At 76.4% G+C, this 16,869-nt stretch carries 6 protein-coding genes; all 6 read right to left on the reverse strand.

Going from position 1 to position 16,869, the window contains the following annotated elements; genetic code table 11:
- Window positions 1-61: 61 nt before the first annotated feature.
- Window positions 62-415, reverse strand: coding sequence for an acyl carrier protein (locus tag ACWERV_RS33810; protein WP_452940433.1), 354 nt, complete (start codon window positions 413-415; stop codon window positions 62-64).
- Window positions 416-469: 54 nt separating this feature from the next.
- Complete coding sequence (locus tag ACWERV_RS33815; protein ID WP_452940435.1) at window positions 470-1,909, reverse strand: NAD(P)/FAD-dependent oxidoreductase; 1,440 nt, start codon at window positions 1,907-1,909, stop codon at window positions 470-472.
- A gap of 141 nt (window positions 1,910-2,050) precedes the next feature.
- Entirely contained in the window at window positions 2,051-2,938 is an 888-nt protein-coding gene (locus ACWERV_RS33820) for a nuclear transport factor 2 family protein (protein WP_452940436.1), read from the reverse strand.
- Window positions 2,935-5,325, reverse strand: a complete 2,391-nt coding sequence (locus tag ACWERV_RS33825; protein WP_452940438.1) for a type I polyketide synthase — start codon at window positions 5,323-5,325, stop codon at window positions 2,935-2,937. The genes ACWERV_RS33820 and ACWERV_RS33825 overlap by 4 nt, the downstream gene beginning before the upstream one ends.
- A gap of 51 nt (window positions 5,326-5,376) precedes the next feature.
- A complete protein-coding gene (locus ACWERV_RS33830) occupies window positions 5,377-11,874 on the reverse strand; it encodes an SDR family NAD(P)-dependent oxidoreductase (protein ID WP_452940440.1) in 6,498 nt (2,165 codons plus the stop codon).
- A gap of 24 nt (window positions 11,875-11,898) precedes the next feature.
- The coding region (locus ACWERV_RS33835; RefSeq protein ID WP_452940441.1) for an SDR family NAD(P)-dependent oxidoreductase at window positions 11,899-16,869 on the reverse strand (4,971 nt) is incomplete at its 5' end.

The following is a 16,869-nucleotide window of genomic DNA, read 5'->3' on the forward strand; positions in this document are numbered from 1 at the left end:
GGCGGTTTCCCTTGCCCTGGAGGGGGATCGGAGCGGGGGACGCGACGAGGACCGGGGGGTGTCAGCCGGTCTCGGCCTCGTACGCCTCCGCGAGGTACTTGCCGAGCAGCGTGGGGGTGGGGTGCTCGACGATGGCGACGAGCGGGACCTCCAGGCCGGTGTCGTCCGTGAGGGTCTTGGACAGCCGGACGGCGGCCAGCGAACTCATGTTGTTCTGCAGGAAGTTGCTGTCCTCGTCCAGCTCCTGGCCGTCGAGGATCGCGCGTGCCCGGTGCAGCACCAGGTCGCCCAGCAGGTCCTGCCGCTCCTCCGGGACCGCGGTGGCGAGCCGCGCCACCAGCGCGGCGGCCTGCTCGTCGGCCGGGCCGCCGGGCTGCCCGGCCTCCTCGGCGGCTGCTTCGTTGTGTCCTTCCATGACTGCACCTTCCTCGATGGGTGGCGGGGCGGTACGGGGGCGGGGCGGGTGGGCTCAGTCGAGGACGCCGCGGGCGGCGGTGGCGCCGTAGGGGCGCAGCCCGACCGACTCCAGCTCGCCGTCGCGGAAGGGCGGCACGCGCAGCTCGTCCAGGGTGGTGTCGCTGTGCAGCAGCGACAGGAAGCGGGCCTCGCCCAGGGACTTCTGCGGGGCGTTCAGGCTGAGCACCTGCGTGGCGACCTCGCACACCTGCCGGGAGCGGATCGACTTGCCGGAGACGAAGTCGGAGAACTTCAGCCGTTCGGCGATGTCCGGCCCGGTCAGCCGCGGGTCGCTGGAGAGGTTGCGGCAGTTGACGTACTGGATGTCGTTGAGCCCGGCCATGATCCACGGGTCGTCGACGACCGCGGCGAGCGCCCGCTGCACCGGCCGGGTGCCGCCCTCGGCGAGGGCGCCGCGGGCGAGTTCGGTGTCGAGGGCGTCCGCGGCGCGGGCGGCGGAGCTCATGCCGTGCCCGTAGACGGGGTTGAAGGCGGCCAGCGAGTCGCCGAGGATCAGCAGGCCCTCGGGCCACTGCGGCATGCGCTCGGGGTAGAGGCGGCGGTTGGCGCCCGAGTGCGACTGGAAGACGGGGCCGATCGGCTCGGCGACGCTCATCAGGTCGCTCACGACCTGGTGCCGCAGCCCCTTGGCGAAGGCCTCGAACTCGTCCTCGCGGCCGGGCAGCGGGGCGCCGCGGGTGCTGGTGAGGGTCACCAGCCAGCGGCCGTCCTCCTGGGGGTAGACGACGCCGAAGCGGCCGGGCTGCCGGGTCAGCGGGTCGGCGGCGACCTGGACGGCGGGGAAGGCGGCGCTCGCCCCCTCGGGGGCCTTGAACATCCGGGTGGCGTAGCCGATCCCGGCGTCCACCACGTCCTGCTCGACGCCGGGCAGCCCGAGGGCGCCCAGCCAGTGGCCCAGGCGCGAGGCGCGGCCGGTGGCGTCCACGACGAGATCGGCCTCCAGCAGCCGCGGTTCGCCGCCGCCGGTGTCGCGTACCCGCACGCCGGTGACCCGGGTGCGGTCGCCGGCCAGCTCGACGACCTCGGTGCCCTGCTCGACGCGGACCCTGCCGCGCGCCAGGATGCCGCCGCGCACCACCCAGTCGAGCAGCGGACGGGTGCACATCATGGCGTGCGCGGAGGCCGGGAAGCGGTACTGCCAGCCCCACGCGGTGAGCGTCACCAGGTCGCTCTGGAAGCCGATCCGGCGGGCGCCCGCGGCCAGCAGCCGGTCGGCGGTGCCCGGCAGCAGCCGTTCGACGATACCGGCGCCGCTGGACCACAGGACGTGCACGTGGTGCGCCTGCGGCTGGCCCTTGCGGTGCTGCGGGCCGTCCGGCAGGACGTCGCGCTCCACGACGGTGACGGATTCCAGGTGCCGGGACAGCACATGGGCGGTCAGCATGCCGGCCCATCCACCGCCCAGCACGACAGCGCGTGTCGGTGTGGTCACGACGTCTCGTCCCTTCGCAGCGCGATCTCCGGTGGTGGCTCTCGGTCCTGCGGGTACGCGCGGTTCCTCGGTGGTCCGGTGTCCTCGCGCAGGGGTGGCCCGGCGGGGCCGGGCCGCCCTCACGAGGGTGTCCCCGGGCACTTAAGCGGGCCTTTCCGCGGGTTCGGGCGCGGTCCGGGGCGGGGCGGGCTCCATGGTGAGATCGCCGAGGCCCCAGTAGCCGCGGATGTGCACGCCGAACCCGGCGTCGTCGATCTCGCACACGGTGATCATGCGCATCCGCATCTTCGCGGGTACGAGGACGTGCGCGTCGCCGCGGATGACGACGAAGCGCCCGTCCATCGAGGACACCGGACGGCCCAGGACCTCGTGCACCTTGCCCGCCGAGCCGCGGAAGACGTGTTCGCGCAGCGCGTCCTTGCCGCGCAGCAGGATGCCCCCGACGGGGTCCTCGAAGACGACGTCCTCGGCGAAGAGCGCGACGGTGCCCTCCACATCGCCGCCCGTCAGCCGGGTGAGGTACGTCTCGGGCAGCCGGCGCAGCGCCTCCTCGCGCGGCGACAGCACGGCCAGGCCCGTGAAGTTGGCGCCGTCCGCGGAGACTTCGAGGTCGGGGCGGCCCCAGTACGCGCGCATGTCCTCGATCAGGCCGGACGGCCCGATCCGCAGCTGGAGCGCGTAGTGGCGGCGCAGGAGGGCCGGTTCGGCGCCCCGCGGCGGTGCCAGCCAGCCGCGGGCGGCGTAACGCGGGCCGTGCGGGCGGTAGTCGCAGACCGAGGTGATCCGGGACAGGACGTGCACACCGTCCTGCCCGGCGACGGTGTCCTGGACGCTCTCCGCGGGGCGCCCCTCGACGGCGGCCGTGAAGTGCGCCCGCAGCGCCTCGTGCCCCTGCCGGGCACCGGACCCGACCGGGTCCTCGAAGACGGCGTCCGGCGCGTAGAGGCCGAGCAGCCCGTCGACGTCACCTGCCCCGACCAGCCTGCTGTGCTCACGGGCGGCCTTCTTGCGCGCACGCTCCCCCGTCACCGGGCCCTCCTCTGCTCGCTGTCGGGTACGGGACCGGGCGCCATGTCCGGCGCGGGGCCGATACGGCTGAGGTCCGGGCGGTAGGCGGCGCGCCAGTAGCGGGTGCGGCGGAAGGCGTACGTGGGGAGGTCCACGCGGTGGGCGCCGCTTCCGGTGAAGACGGCGGGCCAGTCGACGGCGTGGCCGCGGACGTAGACCTCGGCGAGGGCGGCGAGCGCGGCGGCCGGTTCCGTGGCGCCGGGGCGCAGGGCGGCGACCGCGGTGCGGCCCGCGGCACGCAGCAGGCCGGACGTCTCGTGGCCGCCCAGCTCCAGGAAGACGGTGCCCTCCCGGGCCAGGGCGCCGACCTCCTCAGCGAAGTCCGCGGCCAAGAAGGGCGGTTCGGTGGACGCGAGCGCCTCGCGGGCCTGCGGCAGCGGGAGCCGTCCGCCGAGGTGCTCGGCGGCGAGGCGGCCGGTGCCGTGTCCGCGGACGGCGCGCGGTGTCACGCCCCAGGACGCGAAGAGCCGGTGCAGCCCCGCGTGCAGCGCGAACTCCCGCAACGGGCCGGGCGGTCCGGCCGGGTCTTCCGTGCCGGTGGCGCCGAGCCCGGCGCGGGCCGCGTCGTAGGCGGCGGCGAACTGCGGGAAGGTGTCGTACAGTTCCTTGCCGCCGCCGGGCGCACCGGGGCCGGGCGTGAGCAGCAGCACGAGGTGGCGGCGGCGTCCGGCCGCGCCCCGTACGGTGTGCGGCGCGGGCCGGTCCTCGGCGAGCGCCCGCAGGCCGTCGAGGAGTTCGTCGCGGGTGGTGGCGGCGACGACCGCGCGGTGGTCGAGGGCGGCGCGGGTGGTGGCCGCGGACAGCGCGACGTCGGCCGGGCGCAGCGCGGGACGTTCGGCGACGTGTGCGAGCAGCCGGGCGGCCTGTGCGCGCAGCGCGTCCGCGTCGCAGCCGGAGACGGGGCAGAGCAGCACACCGCCCGCGGCTCCTCGCGGTGGCTCGGCGACGGCGTCGGGCGGCGGCGGTGCCTGCTCCAGCAGGATGTGCGCGTCGGTGCCGCCGAAGCCGAAGGAGGACACCCCGGCGCGGCGCGGGCGGCCGGTGCCGGGCCAGGGGACGGTGGCGGTCGCCAGCCGGAGGCGGCCCTGCTCCCAGGCGATGTGCGGGGAGGGCGTCTCGGAGTGCAGGGTGCGCGGGACGAGGCCGTGCCGCATCGCCTGCACGGTCTTGACGATGCCGGCCATGCCGCTCGCGGCCTGGCTGTGGCCGATGTTGGACTTGACCGAGCCGAGCAGCAGCGGCCGGTCGTCGGGGCGGCCCTCGCGGTAGACGGCGGCCAGCGCCTGCGCCTCGACGGCGTCGCCGAGCATGCCGCCCGCGCCCTGGCCCTCGACGACGTCGATCTCGTGCGGCCGCAGGCCCGCCGCGTCCAGCGCCCGCCGGATCAGGCGCTGCTGGGCGGCGCCGTGGGGGGCGTTGAGGCCGCCCTTGGCGCCCTCCTGGCCGATCGCGCCGCCGCGCACCACGGCGAGCACGGGGCGGCCGTGCGCGCGGGCGGTGGACAGCCGCTCCACGAGCAGCACGCCCGCGCCCTCGGCGAAGGCGATGCCGGCGGCCCCGTCGGCGAAGGAGCGGCAGCGGGTCGCGACGGCGAGCCCGATGCCCCGTCCGGAGCCGACGAAGCGGTTGGGGCTGGACATGACGGCGACGCCACCGGCGAGGGCCATGGAGCACTCGCCGGAGCGCAGCGCCTGGCAGGCCAGGTGCAGCGCGACGAGCGAGCCGGAGCACGCGGTGTCCAGGGTGGCGGTGGGGCCTTCGAGACCGAAGGCAAAGGCGACGCGGCCGGAGAGCACGGCGGCGGTGCTGCCGGATCCGGTGGCTTCGAGGAGTTCGTCGGGGACGTCCACCAGGTTGTCGGTGTAGTCCTGGCCGGTGGTGGCCATGAAGACGCCGATGTCGCGGCCGGACACCGACAGCGGGTCGATCCCGGCCCGTTCGAAGGCCTCCCACGAGGTCTCCAGCAGCAGCCGCTGCTGCGGGTCGGTCACCGAGGCCTCGCCCGGGGACATCCGGAAGGGCGCCGGGTCGAAGGCGGCGGCGTCCGTGAGGAAGCCCCCTTCGGCGACGCCGCTGCGGACGGCGGGGTGGGCGCGGGGGCCGGTGAGCGCGTCGAGGTCCCAGCCGCGGTCGCGGGGGAAGGGTCCGACGGCGTCGCGTTCCGCCGTCACCAGCTCCCACAGGTCCTCGGGGGTGGCGACGCCGCCGGGGTAGCGGCAGGCCATCGCGGTGACGGCGATCGGCTCGCGGGCGGCGGCGCGCAGGTCGGCGTTCTCCCGGCGCAGCCGCTCGGCCTCTCCCAGCGCGGCGCGCAGCGCGGCGACGACCTTGCTGTCCGGCTCGGTCATGGTGTCCTTCCGCGGGCGGAGAGCTGGGCGTGCGGGGTGCGGCGGGCCATGTCAGGAGCCGCCGTTGCGCAGGGCCATGTCCACCAGCTGGTCCAGGTCCATCCCGGCGAGGTCGTCGCCGCTCCCGGCGGGCTCCGCGGCGGCGGGTTCGTCGGCGTCGCCGAGCCGCAGCAGGGCGTCCAGCAGCCCCGACTCCTCCAGCCGGCGCAGCGGTACGGCCGCCAGCAGCTCCCGTACCCGGCGTTCGGTGGCGTCGTCCGCCGCCTCGGGCCGCGGGGCCTGCGGCGCGGCCGGGGCGGTCGCGGCGATCTGCTCGCGCAGGTGGCGGGCGAGGGCGGCGGGGTGCGGGAAGTCGAAGACGAGGGTGGCGGGCAGCCGCAGGCCGGTCGCGGCGGAGAGCCGGTTGCGCAGTTCGACGGCGGTGAGCGAGTCGAAGCCCAGTTCCTTGAAGGTGCGTTCGGTGTGGATCTCGTCGGCCGAGTCGTGGCCGAGCACGGCGGCCATGTGCGCGCACACCGCCTCCAGCACGGCGCCCTCGCGCTCCTCCTCGGGCAGGGCGGCCACCTGCTCGGCGAGGACCGGCCCCGCGGCGGCGGCCGCGCCGCTGTCGGCGACGCGCCGGGTCCTGGCGCGGCTCGCGGCGGGGGCCGAGGCCTCCGCCGGGCGCCGCATCGGCACCAGCAGCGCGTCGCCGCGGGCGTGCGCCCGGTCGAGCAGGGCGAGCGCCCGGCCGGTGGGCAGCGGGAGCATGCCGGCCTGCCGGATGCGCTGCCGCATGCCCTCGTCCAGCTCGCCGGTGAGGGTGCTGGTCTGCTCCCACATGCCCCAGGCGAGCGACTGGCCGGGGAGCCCGACGGCCTGCCGGTGCCGGGCCAGCGCGTCCAGGAAGCTGCTGGCGGCGGCGTAGTTGGCCTGCGAGGGGTTGCCGTGGACGCCGACGACGGAGGAGAAGAGGACGAAGAGGGCCAGGTCCGTGTCCCGGGTCAGCTCGTGCAGATGCCAGGCCGCGTCCGCCTTGGGGCGCAGCACCGCGGCGAGCCGGTCCGGGGTGAGGGTGTCGAGCATGCCGTCGTCGAGGACGCCCGCGCAGTGCACGACGCCTGTCAGCGGGTGCGTGGCGGGCACGGACGCGAGCAGGTCGCGCAGCGCGTCCCGGTCCCCGGCGTCGCAGGCGGTGAGGGTCGCCTCGGCGCCGAGGGCGGCGAGTTCGTCGCGCAGCGCGTCGGCGCCGGGTGCCTGGGCGCCCTGCCGGCTCGTCAGCAGCAGGTGCCGCACGCCGTGGGCGGTGACCAGGTGGCGGGCCACGAGGGCGCCCAGCGTGCCGGTGCCGCCGGTGACCAGGACGGTGCCGTCGGGGTCGAGGGGGCGCGGGAGGGTCAGCACGAGCTTGCCGATGTGCGCGGCCCGGCTCATGACCCGCAGGGCCTCGCGGGCCCGGCGGATGTCGTGGGCGCGCACGGGCGGGTGGGCCAGTTCGCCGCTGCGGAGCAGGTCCACGATCTCGGCGAGCATCCGCCCCGTGCCGTCCGGGCCGGGTGCGCCGAGGTCCAGGACGCGGTAGTCCACGCCCGGGTGGTCGGCGGCGAGCCGTGCCGGGTCGCGGACGTCGGTCAGGCCCATCTCGACGAAGCGGCCGCCCGGCGCGAGCAGCCGCAGCGAGGCGTCGGTGGCGGCGCCGGTCAGGCTGTTGAGGACGACGTCCACGCCGCGGCCCCCGGTGGCGTCCCGGAAGGCGGCCTCGAAGTCCAGGTCGCGGGAGGACGCGCGGTGGTCGGCGTCGATGCCCATGGCTGCCAGCACGTGCTGCTTGCCGGGCCCGGCGGTCGCGTACACCTCGGCGCCCAGGTGGCGGGCGATGTGCACGGCGGCGGTGCCGACCCCGCCGGTCGCGGCGTGGACGAGCACGCGCTCGCCCTTCCCCAGTCCGGCGAGGCCGCGCAGCCCGTGCCACGCGGTGACGTACGCGATGGGCACCGCGGCGGCCCGCCGGTCGGTCCAGTCCTCGGGTACGGGGACCAGGCCGCGCGCGTCGGCGACCGCGGTCGAGCCGAACGCGCCCTGGAAGAGGCCCATCACGCGCTCCCCGACCGCCGGGGACGTGACGCCGGGCGCGGTCTCGACGACGGTGCCCGCGCCCTCGCTGCCGCGCAGGGCGGCGTCGCCGGGGTACATGCCCAGCGCGATGAGGGCGTCGCGGAAGTTGACGCCCGCCGCGCCGACCCGGATCCGCACCTCGCCGGGGCCCAGCGGCGCGGGCTCGGCCTCGGCGACCAGTTCCAGCGCGTCCAGCGTGCCGCCCGCCCCGGCGGCGAGCCGGTAGCCGGGGGCGTCGGGCAGGGCCAGGCCGGCGCCCTCGCCGGGGACGACACGGCAGACGCGTACGGTGCCGTCCCGTACGACGACCTGCCGCTCCCCCGCGGCCACGGCGGCGGCCACCGCTCCGGGGAGCCGCGGGCCGTCCAGGTCCAGCAGGACGAGCCGGTCGGGGTGTTCGGACTGCGCGGAGCGGATCAGGCCCCATACGCCCGCGTGGGCGAGGTCGGTGACGTCCTCGCCGTCGAGGGCGGCGACCGCGCCGCGGGTGGTGACGGCGAGCCGGGTGGCCGCGAAGCGCTCGTCGGCGAGCCAGCGCTGCACCGCGGCGAGCACGGCGGCCAGCCGCCGGTGCACGGTGCCGGGCAGGCCGGGGCCGTCGGCGTCCTGCGGGTCGCACACCAGCAGCGCGACGGGCGGGGCGGGCAGTCCGCCGTCGAGGGCGGCGGCGAGCGCGTCGAGGTCGCGGTGGCGGGGCAGTTCGGGGCACAGCGGCGAGCCGTCGGCGGCGACCGCGACCCAGTCCGCGGTGCTCTCCCCGGTGCCGTCGCCGGTGCCGTCGCCGGTCAGCGGCGGGTAGGTGACGCGCAGCAGCACGTCCTCGGCGCCGTCCCCGGCCGCGGACAGCGCGGCGGCGTCGACGGGCCGGGTGACGAGCGACCCGATCGCGACCACGGGGCGGCCCGCGGCGTCGAAGGCGTGCACGGACAGGCCGTCGTCACCGGCGGGCGCGAGCCGGACCCGGAGCATCTCGGCGCCGGACGCGGCGAGCGTGACGCCGTTCCAGGCGAAGGGCAGCGCCATGCGGGTGCTGCCGCCGCGCAGCGCGCTGAGCCCGGTGGCGTGCAGGGCGCCGTCCAGCAGGGCGGGGTGGATGCCGAACTCGGCGGCCTGGCGGCGCTGCTCGTCGGGCAGCGCGACCTCGGCGAAGACCTCGTCGCCGCGCCGCCAGGCGGCCTTGAGCCCGCGAAAGCTCGGCCCGTAGCGGTAACCGGCCGCGGCGAGCTGGTCGTAGGCGCCCTCCACCGGCACCGACTCGGCGCCCTCCGGCGGCCAGCGGTCGGGGCCGGGTGCGGCGGGGCCGGGTCCGGCGGCGAGGATGCCGGTGGCGTGCGGCACCCAGGGCCGGTCGGAGCCTGCCGGGCGCGCGTAGACGCTCAGCGTGCGGCGGCCCTCCCGGTCGGGGGCGGCCACCACGAGCTGGAGGTGCGCGGCGCCCTCGGCGGGCAGCACGAGCGGGCTGGCCAGGACCAGTTCCTCCAGGTGGCCGCAGCCGACCTCGTCCCCGGCCCGTACCGCCAGCTCCACGAAGACCGCGCCGGGCACGAGCACCGCGCCCGCCACCGCGTGGTCGGCGAGCCAGGGGTGGGTGTCCAGGCCGAGCCGCCCGGTGAGGACGACCTGCTCGCCCTCGGCCAGCACGGTGACGGCGCCGAGCAGCGGGTGGGCGGCCGGGGCGAGCCCGAGGCCGTCCGGGTCGCCGGCGGAGGTGCCGGTGGCGTCCAGCCAGTAGCGGCGGCGCTGGAAGGCGTACGTGGGCAGCTCGGCGGGCCGGGTCCCGGCGGGGAAGACCTGCCGCCAGTCGACGGGCGCGCCGTGCGCGTGGCCCTGTGCGAGCGCGGTCAGGAAGCGGTCCCAGCCGCCTTCGTTGCGGCGCAGCGTGCCGATCGCGGCGGCGTGCACGCCCGCCTGGTCCATCGTCTCCTGCATGCCGACGGTGAGCACGGGGTGCGGGCTGCACTCGACGAAGGTGCTGTGCCCGTCGGCCAGCAGCGCCCGGGTGACCTGCTCGAAGCGGACCTGCTCGCGCAGGTTGGTGTACCAGTAGCGGGCGTCCATGGCGGCGCCGTCGGCGGGTTCGCCGGTCACCGTGGAGTACAGCGGTACGGTCCCGGGCCGCGGCCGGACGTCCGCGAGGTCCCGCAGCAGCCGGTCGCGCAGCGCGTCGACGTGCGGGGAGTGCGAGGCGTAGTCGACGGGGATGCGCTTGGCGCGCACGTCGTCGGCCGCGTAGCCGTCGAGCAGTTCGTCCAGCGCGTCCGCGTCGCCCGACACGACCGTGGAGGAGGGGCCGTTGACGGCCGCGACGGACAGCCGCCCGGACCAGCGCTCCAGGTGCTCGGCGACCTCCGCGACGGGCCGCGGCACCGACGCCATGCCGCCGCGGCCGGACAGCTCCGGCAGCGCCCGGGAGCGCAGGACGACGACGCGCGCGGCGTCCTCCACGCCGAGGATGCCCGCGACGCAGGCGGCGGCGATCTCGCCCTGCGAGTGGCCGACCACGGCGGCGGGCTCCACACCGTAGGAGCGCCACAGCTCGGCGAGCGCGACCATGACCGCCCACAGGACGGGCTGCACGACGTCCACACGTTCGAGGGAGGGCGCGTCCGCGTCGCCGCGCAGCACCGCCTCCACGCTGTAGTCGGCGAAGCGCTCGACCGCCGCGCAGCAGGTGCGGAAGTGCCCGGCGAAGACCGGGGAGGCGGCGGCGAGTTCGAGGGCCATGCCCGCCCACTGCGAGCCCTGGCCGGGGAAGACGAAGACCGTCGCCCCGGTGCCGGGCACCCCGGTGACGACGCGCCCGCCGGGCGCCCCGGCGGCGATCGAGCCGAGCCCGGCGAGCAGGGTGTCGCGGTCGGCGGCGACGACGGCGGCGCGGTGCGACTGCGCGGCCCGTGTGCACGCGAGCCCGTAGCCGACCCCGGCGGGATCGGCGTCGGGGCGCGCGGCGAGGAACTCCCGCAGCCGGGCGGCCTGGGCGCGCAGCGCCGCCTCGCCCCTGCCGGACACCAGCCAGGGCACCGCGGCCGGCCCGGTGGCCTCGGGCGCCTCCGCGGGTGCGGTGGGCTCGGCCGGCGGGGCCTGCTCGACGACGATGTGCGTGTTGGTGCCGCTCATGCCGAAGGAGGACACGCCCGCCCGGCGCGGGCGCCCGGCGTCGGGCCAGGGCCGGGCCTCGGACAGCACGCGCACGCTGCCCTGCGACCAGTCGACCTGGTGCGTGGGGTCGGACACGTGCAGGGTGCGCGGCAGCAGCCCGTGCCGCAGTGCGAAGACCATCTTGATGAGGCCCGCCATGCCCGCGGCGGCCTGGGTGTGCCCGATGTTGGACTTGACCGACCCCAGCCACAGCGGCTCGGCGCCCTCGTCCCGCCGCCCCCCGTACGCGGCGATCAGCGCCTGCGCCTCGATGGGGTCGCCGAGCGAGGTGCCGGTGCCGTGGCCCTCGACGACGTCGATGTCGCGCGGGGAGAGCCGGGCGTCGGCGAGGGCCTGCCGGATGACGCGTTCCTGCGCGGGGCCGTGCGGTGCGGTGAGGCCGTTGGAGGCGCCGTCCTGGTTGATCGCGGAGCCGCGGACGACGGCGAGGACGGGGTGGCCGAGGCGCTGGGCGTCCGCCAGCCGCTCGACCAGCACGGTGCCGACGCCCTCGGAGGGGCCGAAGCCGTCGGCCGCGTCGGCGAAGGCCTTGCACCGGCCGTCGCCCGCGAGGCCCTTGAGCTTGCTGAACTCCAGGAACGTGCCGGGCGTCGGCATCATCGCCACGCCCGCCGCGAGCGCCAGCGGGCAGTCGCCGCGGCGCAGCGCCTGCACCGCCAGGTGCAGGGCGACCAGCGACGACGAGCAGGCGGTGTCCACGGTGAAGGACGGGCCCTCGAAGCCGAAGGTGTAGGAGATGCGGCCGGACATGGAGCTGGCGGCCAGGCCCGTGGCGAGGTATCCGGCCAGCTCCTCGGGGGCGTGCGCGCCGGTCCCCCCGTAGTAGACGGTGCTGCCGCCGACGAAGACGCCGGTGCGCGAGCCGCGCAGCGAGGTCAGGTCGATCCCGGCGCGCTCGACGGCCTCCCACGCGGTCTCCAGCAGCAGCCGCTGCTGCGGGTCCATCGCGAGCGCCTCGCGCGGGTTGATGTCGAAGAAGTCGGCGTCGAAGTCCGCGATGGCGTCCAGGAAGCCGCCCTCGCGCACATAGCTCGTGCCGGTCTCGCCCGAGTCGTTGAAGCGGCTGTGGTCCCAGCCGCGGTCGTCGGGGATCGCCGAGATGACGTCGCGTTCGGCGGCCACCAGCTCCCACAGGGCTTCCGGTGTGTCGGCCCCGCCGGGGTAGCGGCACGCCATGCCCACGATCGCGATCGGCTCGCTGTCGCGCGCCTCGCGGTCGCGCAGCTTCTGCTGCGCGGTGTGCAGGTCCGCGGCCACCCGTTTGAGGTAATCGACCAGCTGTTCCTGATTCGCCATGACGGTCCTCTTTCAGGTCCTGTTTCAGGACGTGCTCAGGTGGGAGTCGATGAATTGCAGGACTTCGTCGGCCGAGGCCGCCTGGAGCTGTTCGACGACGCCCTCGCCGTCCGCGGCGGCCGCCTCCGTGCCGGGGCGGCAGCGCGCGAGCAGGGCTTCGAGCCGGGCGGTGACCGCGTCGCGCTCCTCGTCCCCGGCGAGCCGGTCCACTTGGCTCTCCAGCCGGTCCAGCTCGCGCAGCAGCGCGTCGGGCCCGGTCGCCTCCCCGAGGGCGAGGCGGTCGCGCAGGTGGTCGGCGAGCAGCGCGGGGGTGGGGATGTCGAAGACGAGGGTGGCCGGCAGGGTGACGCCGGTGCTGCGGCTGAGCCGGTTGCGCAGCTCGACCGCGGTCAGCGAGTCGAAGCCGATCTCCTTGAACGGGCGGGCCGGGTCGACCGCGAGGACGTCCCCGAGCCCGAGCACGGCCGCGACGTTGCGGCGGACCAGCTCCAGCAGGGTGCGGGCGCGCTCGGCGGGCGCCAGCCCGGCCAGCCGTTCGGCCAGCGGCGCCGGGTCCGCCGCCTCGGCCGTACTGGTGCGGCGGGCGGCCGGGCGGGTGCGGACCAGGCCGCCGAGGATGCGCGGCAGGACGCCCGAGGCGGCCAGTTCGCGCAGCGCGCCCAGGTCGAGCCGGGCGGGCACCAGCAGCGCGTCGGGGTGCAGGGACGCCGCGTCGAGCAGGGCCAGGCCCTGCTCGGAGCTCATCGCGCGGATGCCGGAGCGCTCCATGCGGGCGATGTCCTGGTCGGCCAGCGCCCCGGTGATGCCGCTGCTCTGCTCCCAGTGGCCCCAGCCCAGCGACTGTCCGGGCAGTCCGGCCGCCCGGCGGTCCTGCGCGAGGGCGTCGAGGAAGGCGTTGGCGGCGGCGTAGTTGGCCTGGCCCGCGACACCCGCGACCCCTCCGGTGGAGGAGAACAGCACGAAGGCCGCGAGCTTCTGATGCTGCGTCAGTTCGTGCAGGTTGAGCGCCGCGTCGGCCTTGGGCCGCAGCACGGTGTGCAGCTTGTCCGGGGTGAGCGAGGGAAGCGTGCCGTCGTCGGTCGCCCCGGCGGCGTGCACGACACCGGTGAGCGGGTGCTCCCCGGGTACGGAGGCGAGCAGCGCGGCGAGCGCTTCCCGGTCGGCGACGTCGCAGGCGGCGACGGTCACCTCGGCGCCCAGGGCGGCCAGTTCACCGCGCAGCGCGTCGGCGCCGGGGGCCTGCGGGCCCTGCCTGCTGGTGAGCAGCAGGTGCCGAACCCCGTGGGCGGTGACCAGGTGCCGGGCGACGAGGGCGCCGATGGTGCCGGTGCCGCCGGTGACCAGGACGGTGCCCTCGGGGTCGAGGGGCGGGGTTGCCGCGTCGCCTGGGGCCGCGCCCGCCGGGGCGAGCCGGGGGACGAGGAGTTCGCCTCCGCGTACGACGACCTGCGGCTCACCGGCGCCGAGGGCGAGTGCCAGGGCGGCGGGCAGCGAGCGGGCCGCGTCGGGGTCGGCGGGGTCGAGATCGACGAGGACGAGCCGGTCGATGTTCTCCAGCTGGGCGGAGCGCGTGAGGCCCCACAGCGCGGAGTGCGCGAGGTCGGCGACGCGTTCGGCGCCCGTGGACTGCGCGCCGCGCGTCACCAGGGCGAGCCGCACGCCCGCGTTGCGCTCGTCGCCGAGCCACTGCTGGAGCAGGCCCAGCAGCCGTACGGTCTCGGCGTGCACGGCGGCGGCGAGCCCCGCGGGGTCGTCGAGACCCGCGCCGGGCAGGGGCGCGACGGGCAGCACCTGGACGCGCTCGCGGTCTTCCGCGGCGCCGTGCCGGTCGTCGCCGGGGGCGGACTCGCCGTGGCCCGCGGTCTCCAGGGCCTGCGCCAGGCCGAGGTCGTCGGGGCCCAGCACCTCGCACAGGGCGGTGGCGAGTACGCCGTCCCGGGCGGTGGCGGGGGTCCACTCGACGCGGTAGAGGCCGTCGGGCCCGGCGTTCGCGGGACGCAGCTGGTCCAGGGCCACCGGGCGAGACCGGACGGCCTCGGCGGTGGCGACGGGGCGGCCCGTACCGTCGGCGGCGCCGAGCGCGACCCCGTCGGCGAGCGGGACCATGCGGACCCGCAGGGCGCTCGCGCCCGCCGCGTGCAGGGTGACGCCGTTCCAGGTGAAGGGCAGCAGCATCTGCCCTTCCGGTGTGCTGCCGCGGCCGATGCCACCGGCCTGGAGCGCGGCGTCCAGCAGGGCCGGGTGCAGGCCGAAGTCGGCGGCACCGGCCTGGAGTTCGGCGTCGAGCGCGGCCTCGGCGAAGACCTCGTCGCCGCGCCGCCAGGCGGCCTTGAGGCCGCGGAAGGCGGGACCGTAGCCGTAGCCCGCGGCGGCGAGCCCGGCGTGCAGGCCGTCGAGCGGGAGTGCTTCGGCCCCGGGCGGGGGCCACTGCGTGAAGTCGAAGCCGTCCGGGCGGGCGCCGGTGGCGAGGGTGCCGCTGGCGTGCCGCGTCCAGGGGTCGTCGCCGCCGGGGCCGCCGCTGGTGTCGGGCCGGGAGTGGACGGTGAAGGTGCGCCTTCCGTCCGGGGCAGGCGCGGAGACGGCGAGCTGGAGCCGTACGGCGCCGTCCTCGGGGAGGATCAGCGGGGTCTCCAGGACGAGTTCCTCGACCAGGTCGCAGCCCGCCTCGTCGCCCGCGCGCACCGCGAGGTCGACGAAGGCCGTGCCGGGCAGCAGGACGGACCCGGCCACCGCGTGGTCGGCGATCCAGGGGTGGGCGTCGAGCGCGATCCGGCCGGTGAGCAGGATCTCGTCGCTCCCGGCGAGGTGGACGGCGGCGTCCAGCAGCGGGTGCCCGGCGGCGGTGAGGCCGAAGCCGCGGGCGTCGCCGGGCCCGTCGAGCGTGGCGGGGTCGATCCAGTAGTGCCGCCGCTGGAAGGCGTACGTGGGCAGGTCGACGGTGGGCACGGCGGGGGCGCCGGCCGGGGCGCCGTACCAGGCCTTCCAGTCCACGGTCAGACCCGCGGTGAACGCCTGGGCCAGCGCCCGCAGCAGTTGGTCGGCGCCGCCCTTGTCGCGCAGCAGCGTCGGGACCGTCGCCACCGCCAGGTCCAGTGCCTGGGCCGTCTCCTGGACTCCCGTGCTCAGCACCGGATGCGGACCCGACTCGACCAGCACCCGGTAGCCGTCGGCGAGCACGGCCTCGACGGCCTGCGCGAATTCGACCCGGTGGCGCAGGTTCTCCACCCAGTACCGCGCGTCCAGCGTCGCCGGGTCCGCCTGTCGGCCGGTGAGGGAGGAGTAGAAGGCGGTCGCGGTGTCCACCGGGGCGATCCCGTCGAGCCGGGTGAGCAGCTCGGCGGCGATCTCGTCCACGTGCGGGCTGTGCGAGGCGTAGTCCACATCGACCAGGCGGGCCCGTACGCCCTCCGCCTCGACCTGGGCCACGACCTGCGCGACCTCCTCCGGCGGGCCCGAAACGACCGTGGAGGACGGGCCGTTGACGGCGGCGACCACCACGCCGGGCCGGTCGGCGAGCAGCGCCTCGGCCGCGTCGGGCCCGACGCCGAGCGAGGCCATCGCGCCGCGTCCGGCGAGGGCCCGCAGTGCCTGGGCCCTGACCGCCACGACACGGGCGCCGTCCTCGAGGGTGAGCGCGCCCGCGACGACGGCGGCGGCGATCTCGCCCTGCGAGTGACCGACGACGGCCGCCGCACGCACCCCGTACGCCTCCCACACCGCGGCGAGCGACACCATGACCGCCCACAGCGCGGGCTGCACAACGTCCACCCGGTCCACGTCCACGCCAGGCGCGGTCCCGCGCAACACATCCTCCAGCGACCAGTCCACGTACGGCGCGAGCGCCCGCCCGCACTCACCGATCCGCGCCGCGAACACCGGCGAGACGTCCAGGAGTTCGGCGCCCATCCCCCGCCACTGACCGCCCTGCCCCGGGAAGACGAGCACCGCGCCCGCGCTGCCCGCCACCGGTTCGCCGCCCACCACCGCGCCGGACGGCTCGTCCTCGGCCAATGCCCGCAGCCCCGCGAGCAGTTGGCCGGCGTCCTCGCCGACGACCACGGCACGGTGGTCCAGCACGGCCCGGCCGGAGACCAGCGACCAGCCCACGTCCACCGCCCCGGGCCCCGCCGCTTCGGCGAAGTCGGCGAGCCGCGCGGCCTGCGCGCGCAGCGCGGCGGGCGAGGCGGCGGAGACCACCCACGGCAGCGCGCCGCCGAGCGGCGCGGCGGCCGTGAACACCGGCTGGTCCGTCTCCGGTCCGTCCGCGGGCTCGGGCGGTGCGGCCTCGACGATGACGTGGGCGTTGGTGCCGGAGATGCCGAAGGCGGAGATGCCCGCGCGGCGCGGCCGGTCCACGTCCTCGGGCCACTCCACGGCGCGGGTCAGCAGCTCGACGGAACCGCTGCTCCAGTCGACGTGCGGGGTCGGCGCGTCGATGTGCAGGCTCGCGGGGAGGACGCCGTGCTGCATGGCCATGACCATTTTGATCAGGCCCGCCATACCGGCGGCGGCCTGGGTGTGCCCGATATTGGATTTCACCGACCCCAGCCACAAAGGCCTTTCCGCAGCACGCCCCTGACCGTAGGTGGCGATCAGCGCCTGCGCCTCGATCGGATCACCCAACCGCGTCCCCGTACCATGCGCCTCCACCACATCCACATCAGCACCCGACAACCGCGCATTCGCCAACGCCTGCCGAATCACCCGCTGCTGCGACGGACCATTCGGCGCCGTCAAACCGTTACTCGCACCATCCTGATTGATCGCAGAACCCCGCACCACACCCCACACCCGATGCCCACGACGCCGCGCATCCGACAACCGCTCCAACAACACCAAACCCACACCCTCACCCCACCCCGTACCATCCGCCCCCGCACCGAACGACTTACAACGACCATCCACCGCCAACCCACGCTGCCGCGAAAACTCCACAAACGCACCCGGCGTCGCCATCACCGTCACACCACCGGCCAACGCCAAAGAACACTCACC

It is taken from the genome of Streptomyces sp. NPDC004031 (genome assembly GCF_053604375.1).

Bases quoted from the DNA above. Each gene is read 5' to 3' on its own strand.
- ACWERV_RS33830 (WP_452940440.1), bottom strand. From the start codon at position 11,874: ATGGCGAATCAGGAACAGCTGGTCGATTACCTCAAACGGGTGGCCGCG.
- ACWERV_RS33825 (WP_452940438.1), bottom strand. From the start codon at position 5,325: ATGACCGAGCCGGACAGCAAGGTCGTCGCCGCGCTGCGCGCCGCGCTG.
- ACWERV_RS33810 (WP_452940433.1), bottom strand. From the start codon at position 415: ATGGAAGGACACAACGAAGCAGCCGCCGAGGAGGCCGGGCAGCCCGGC.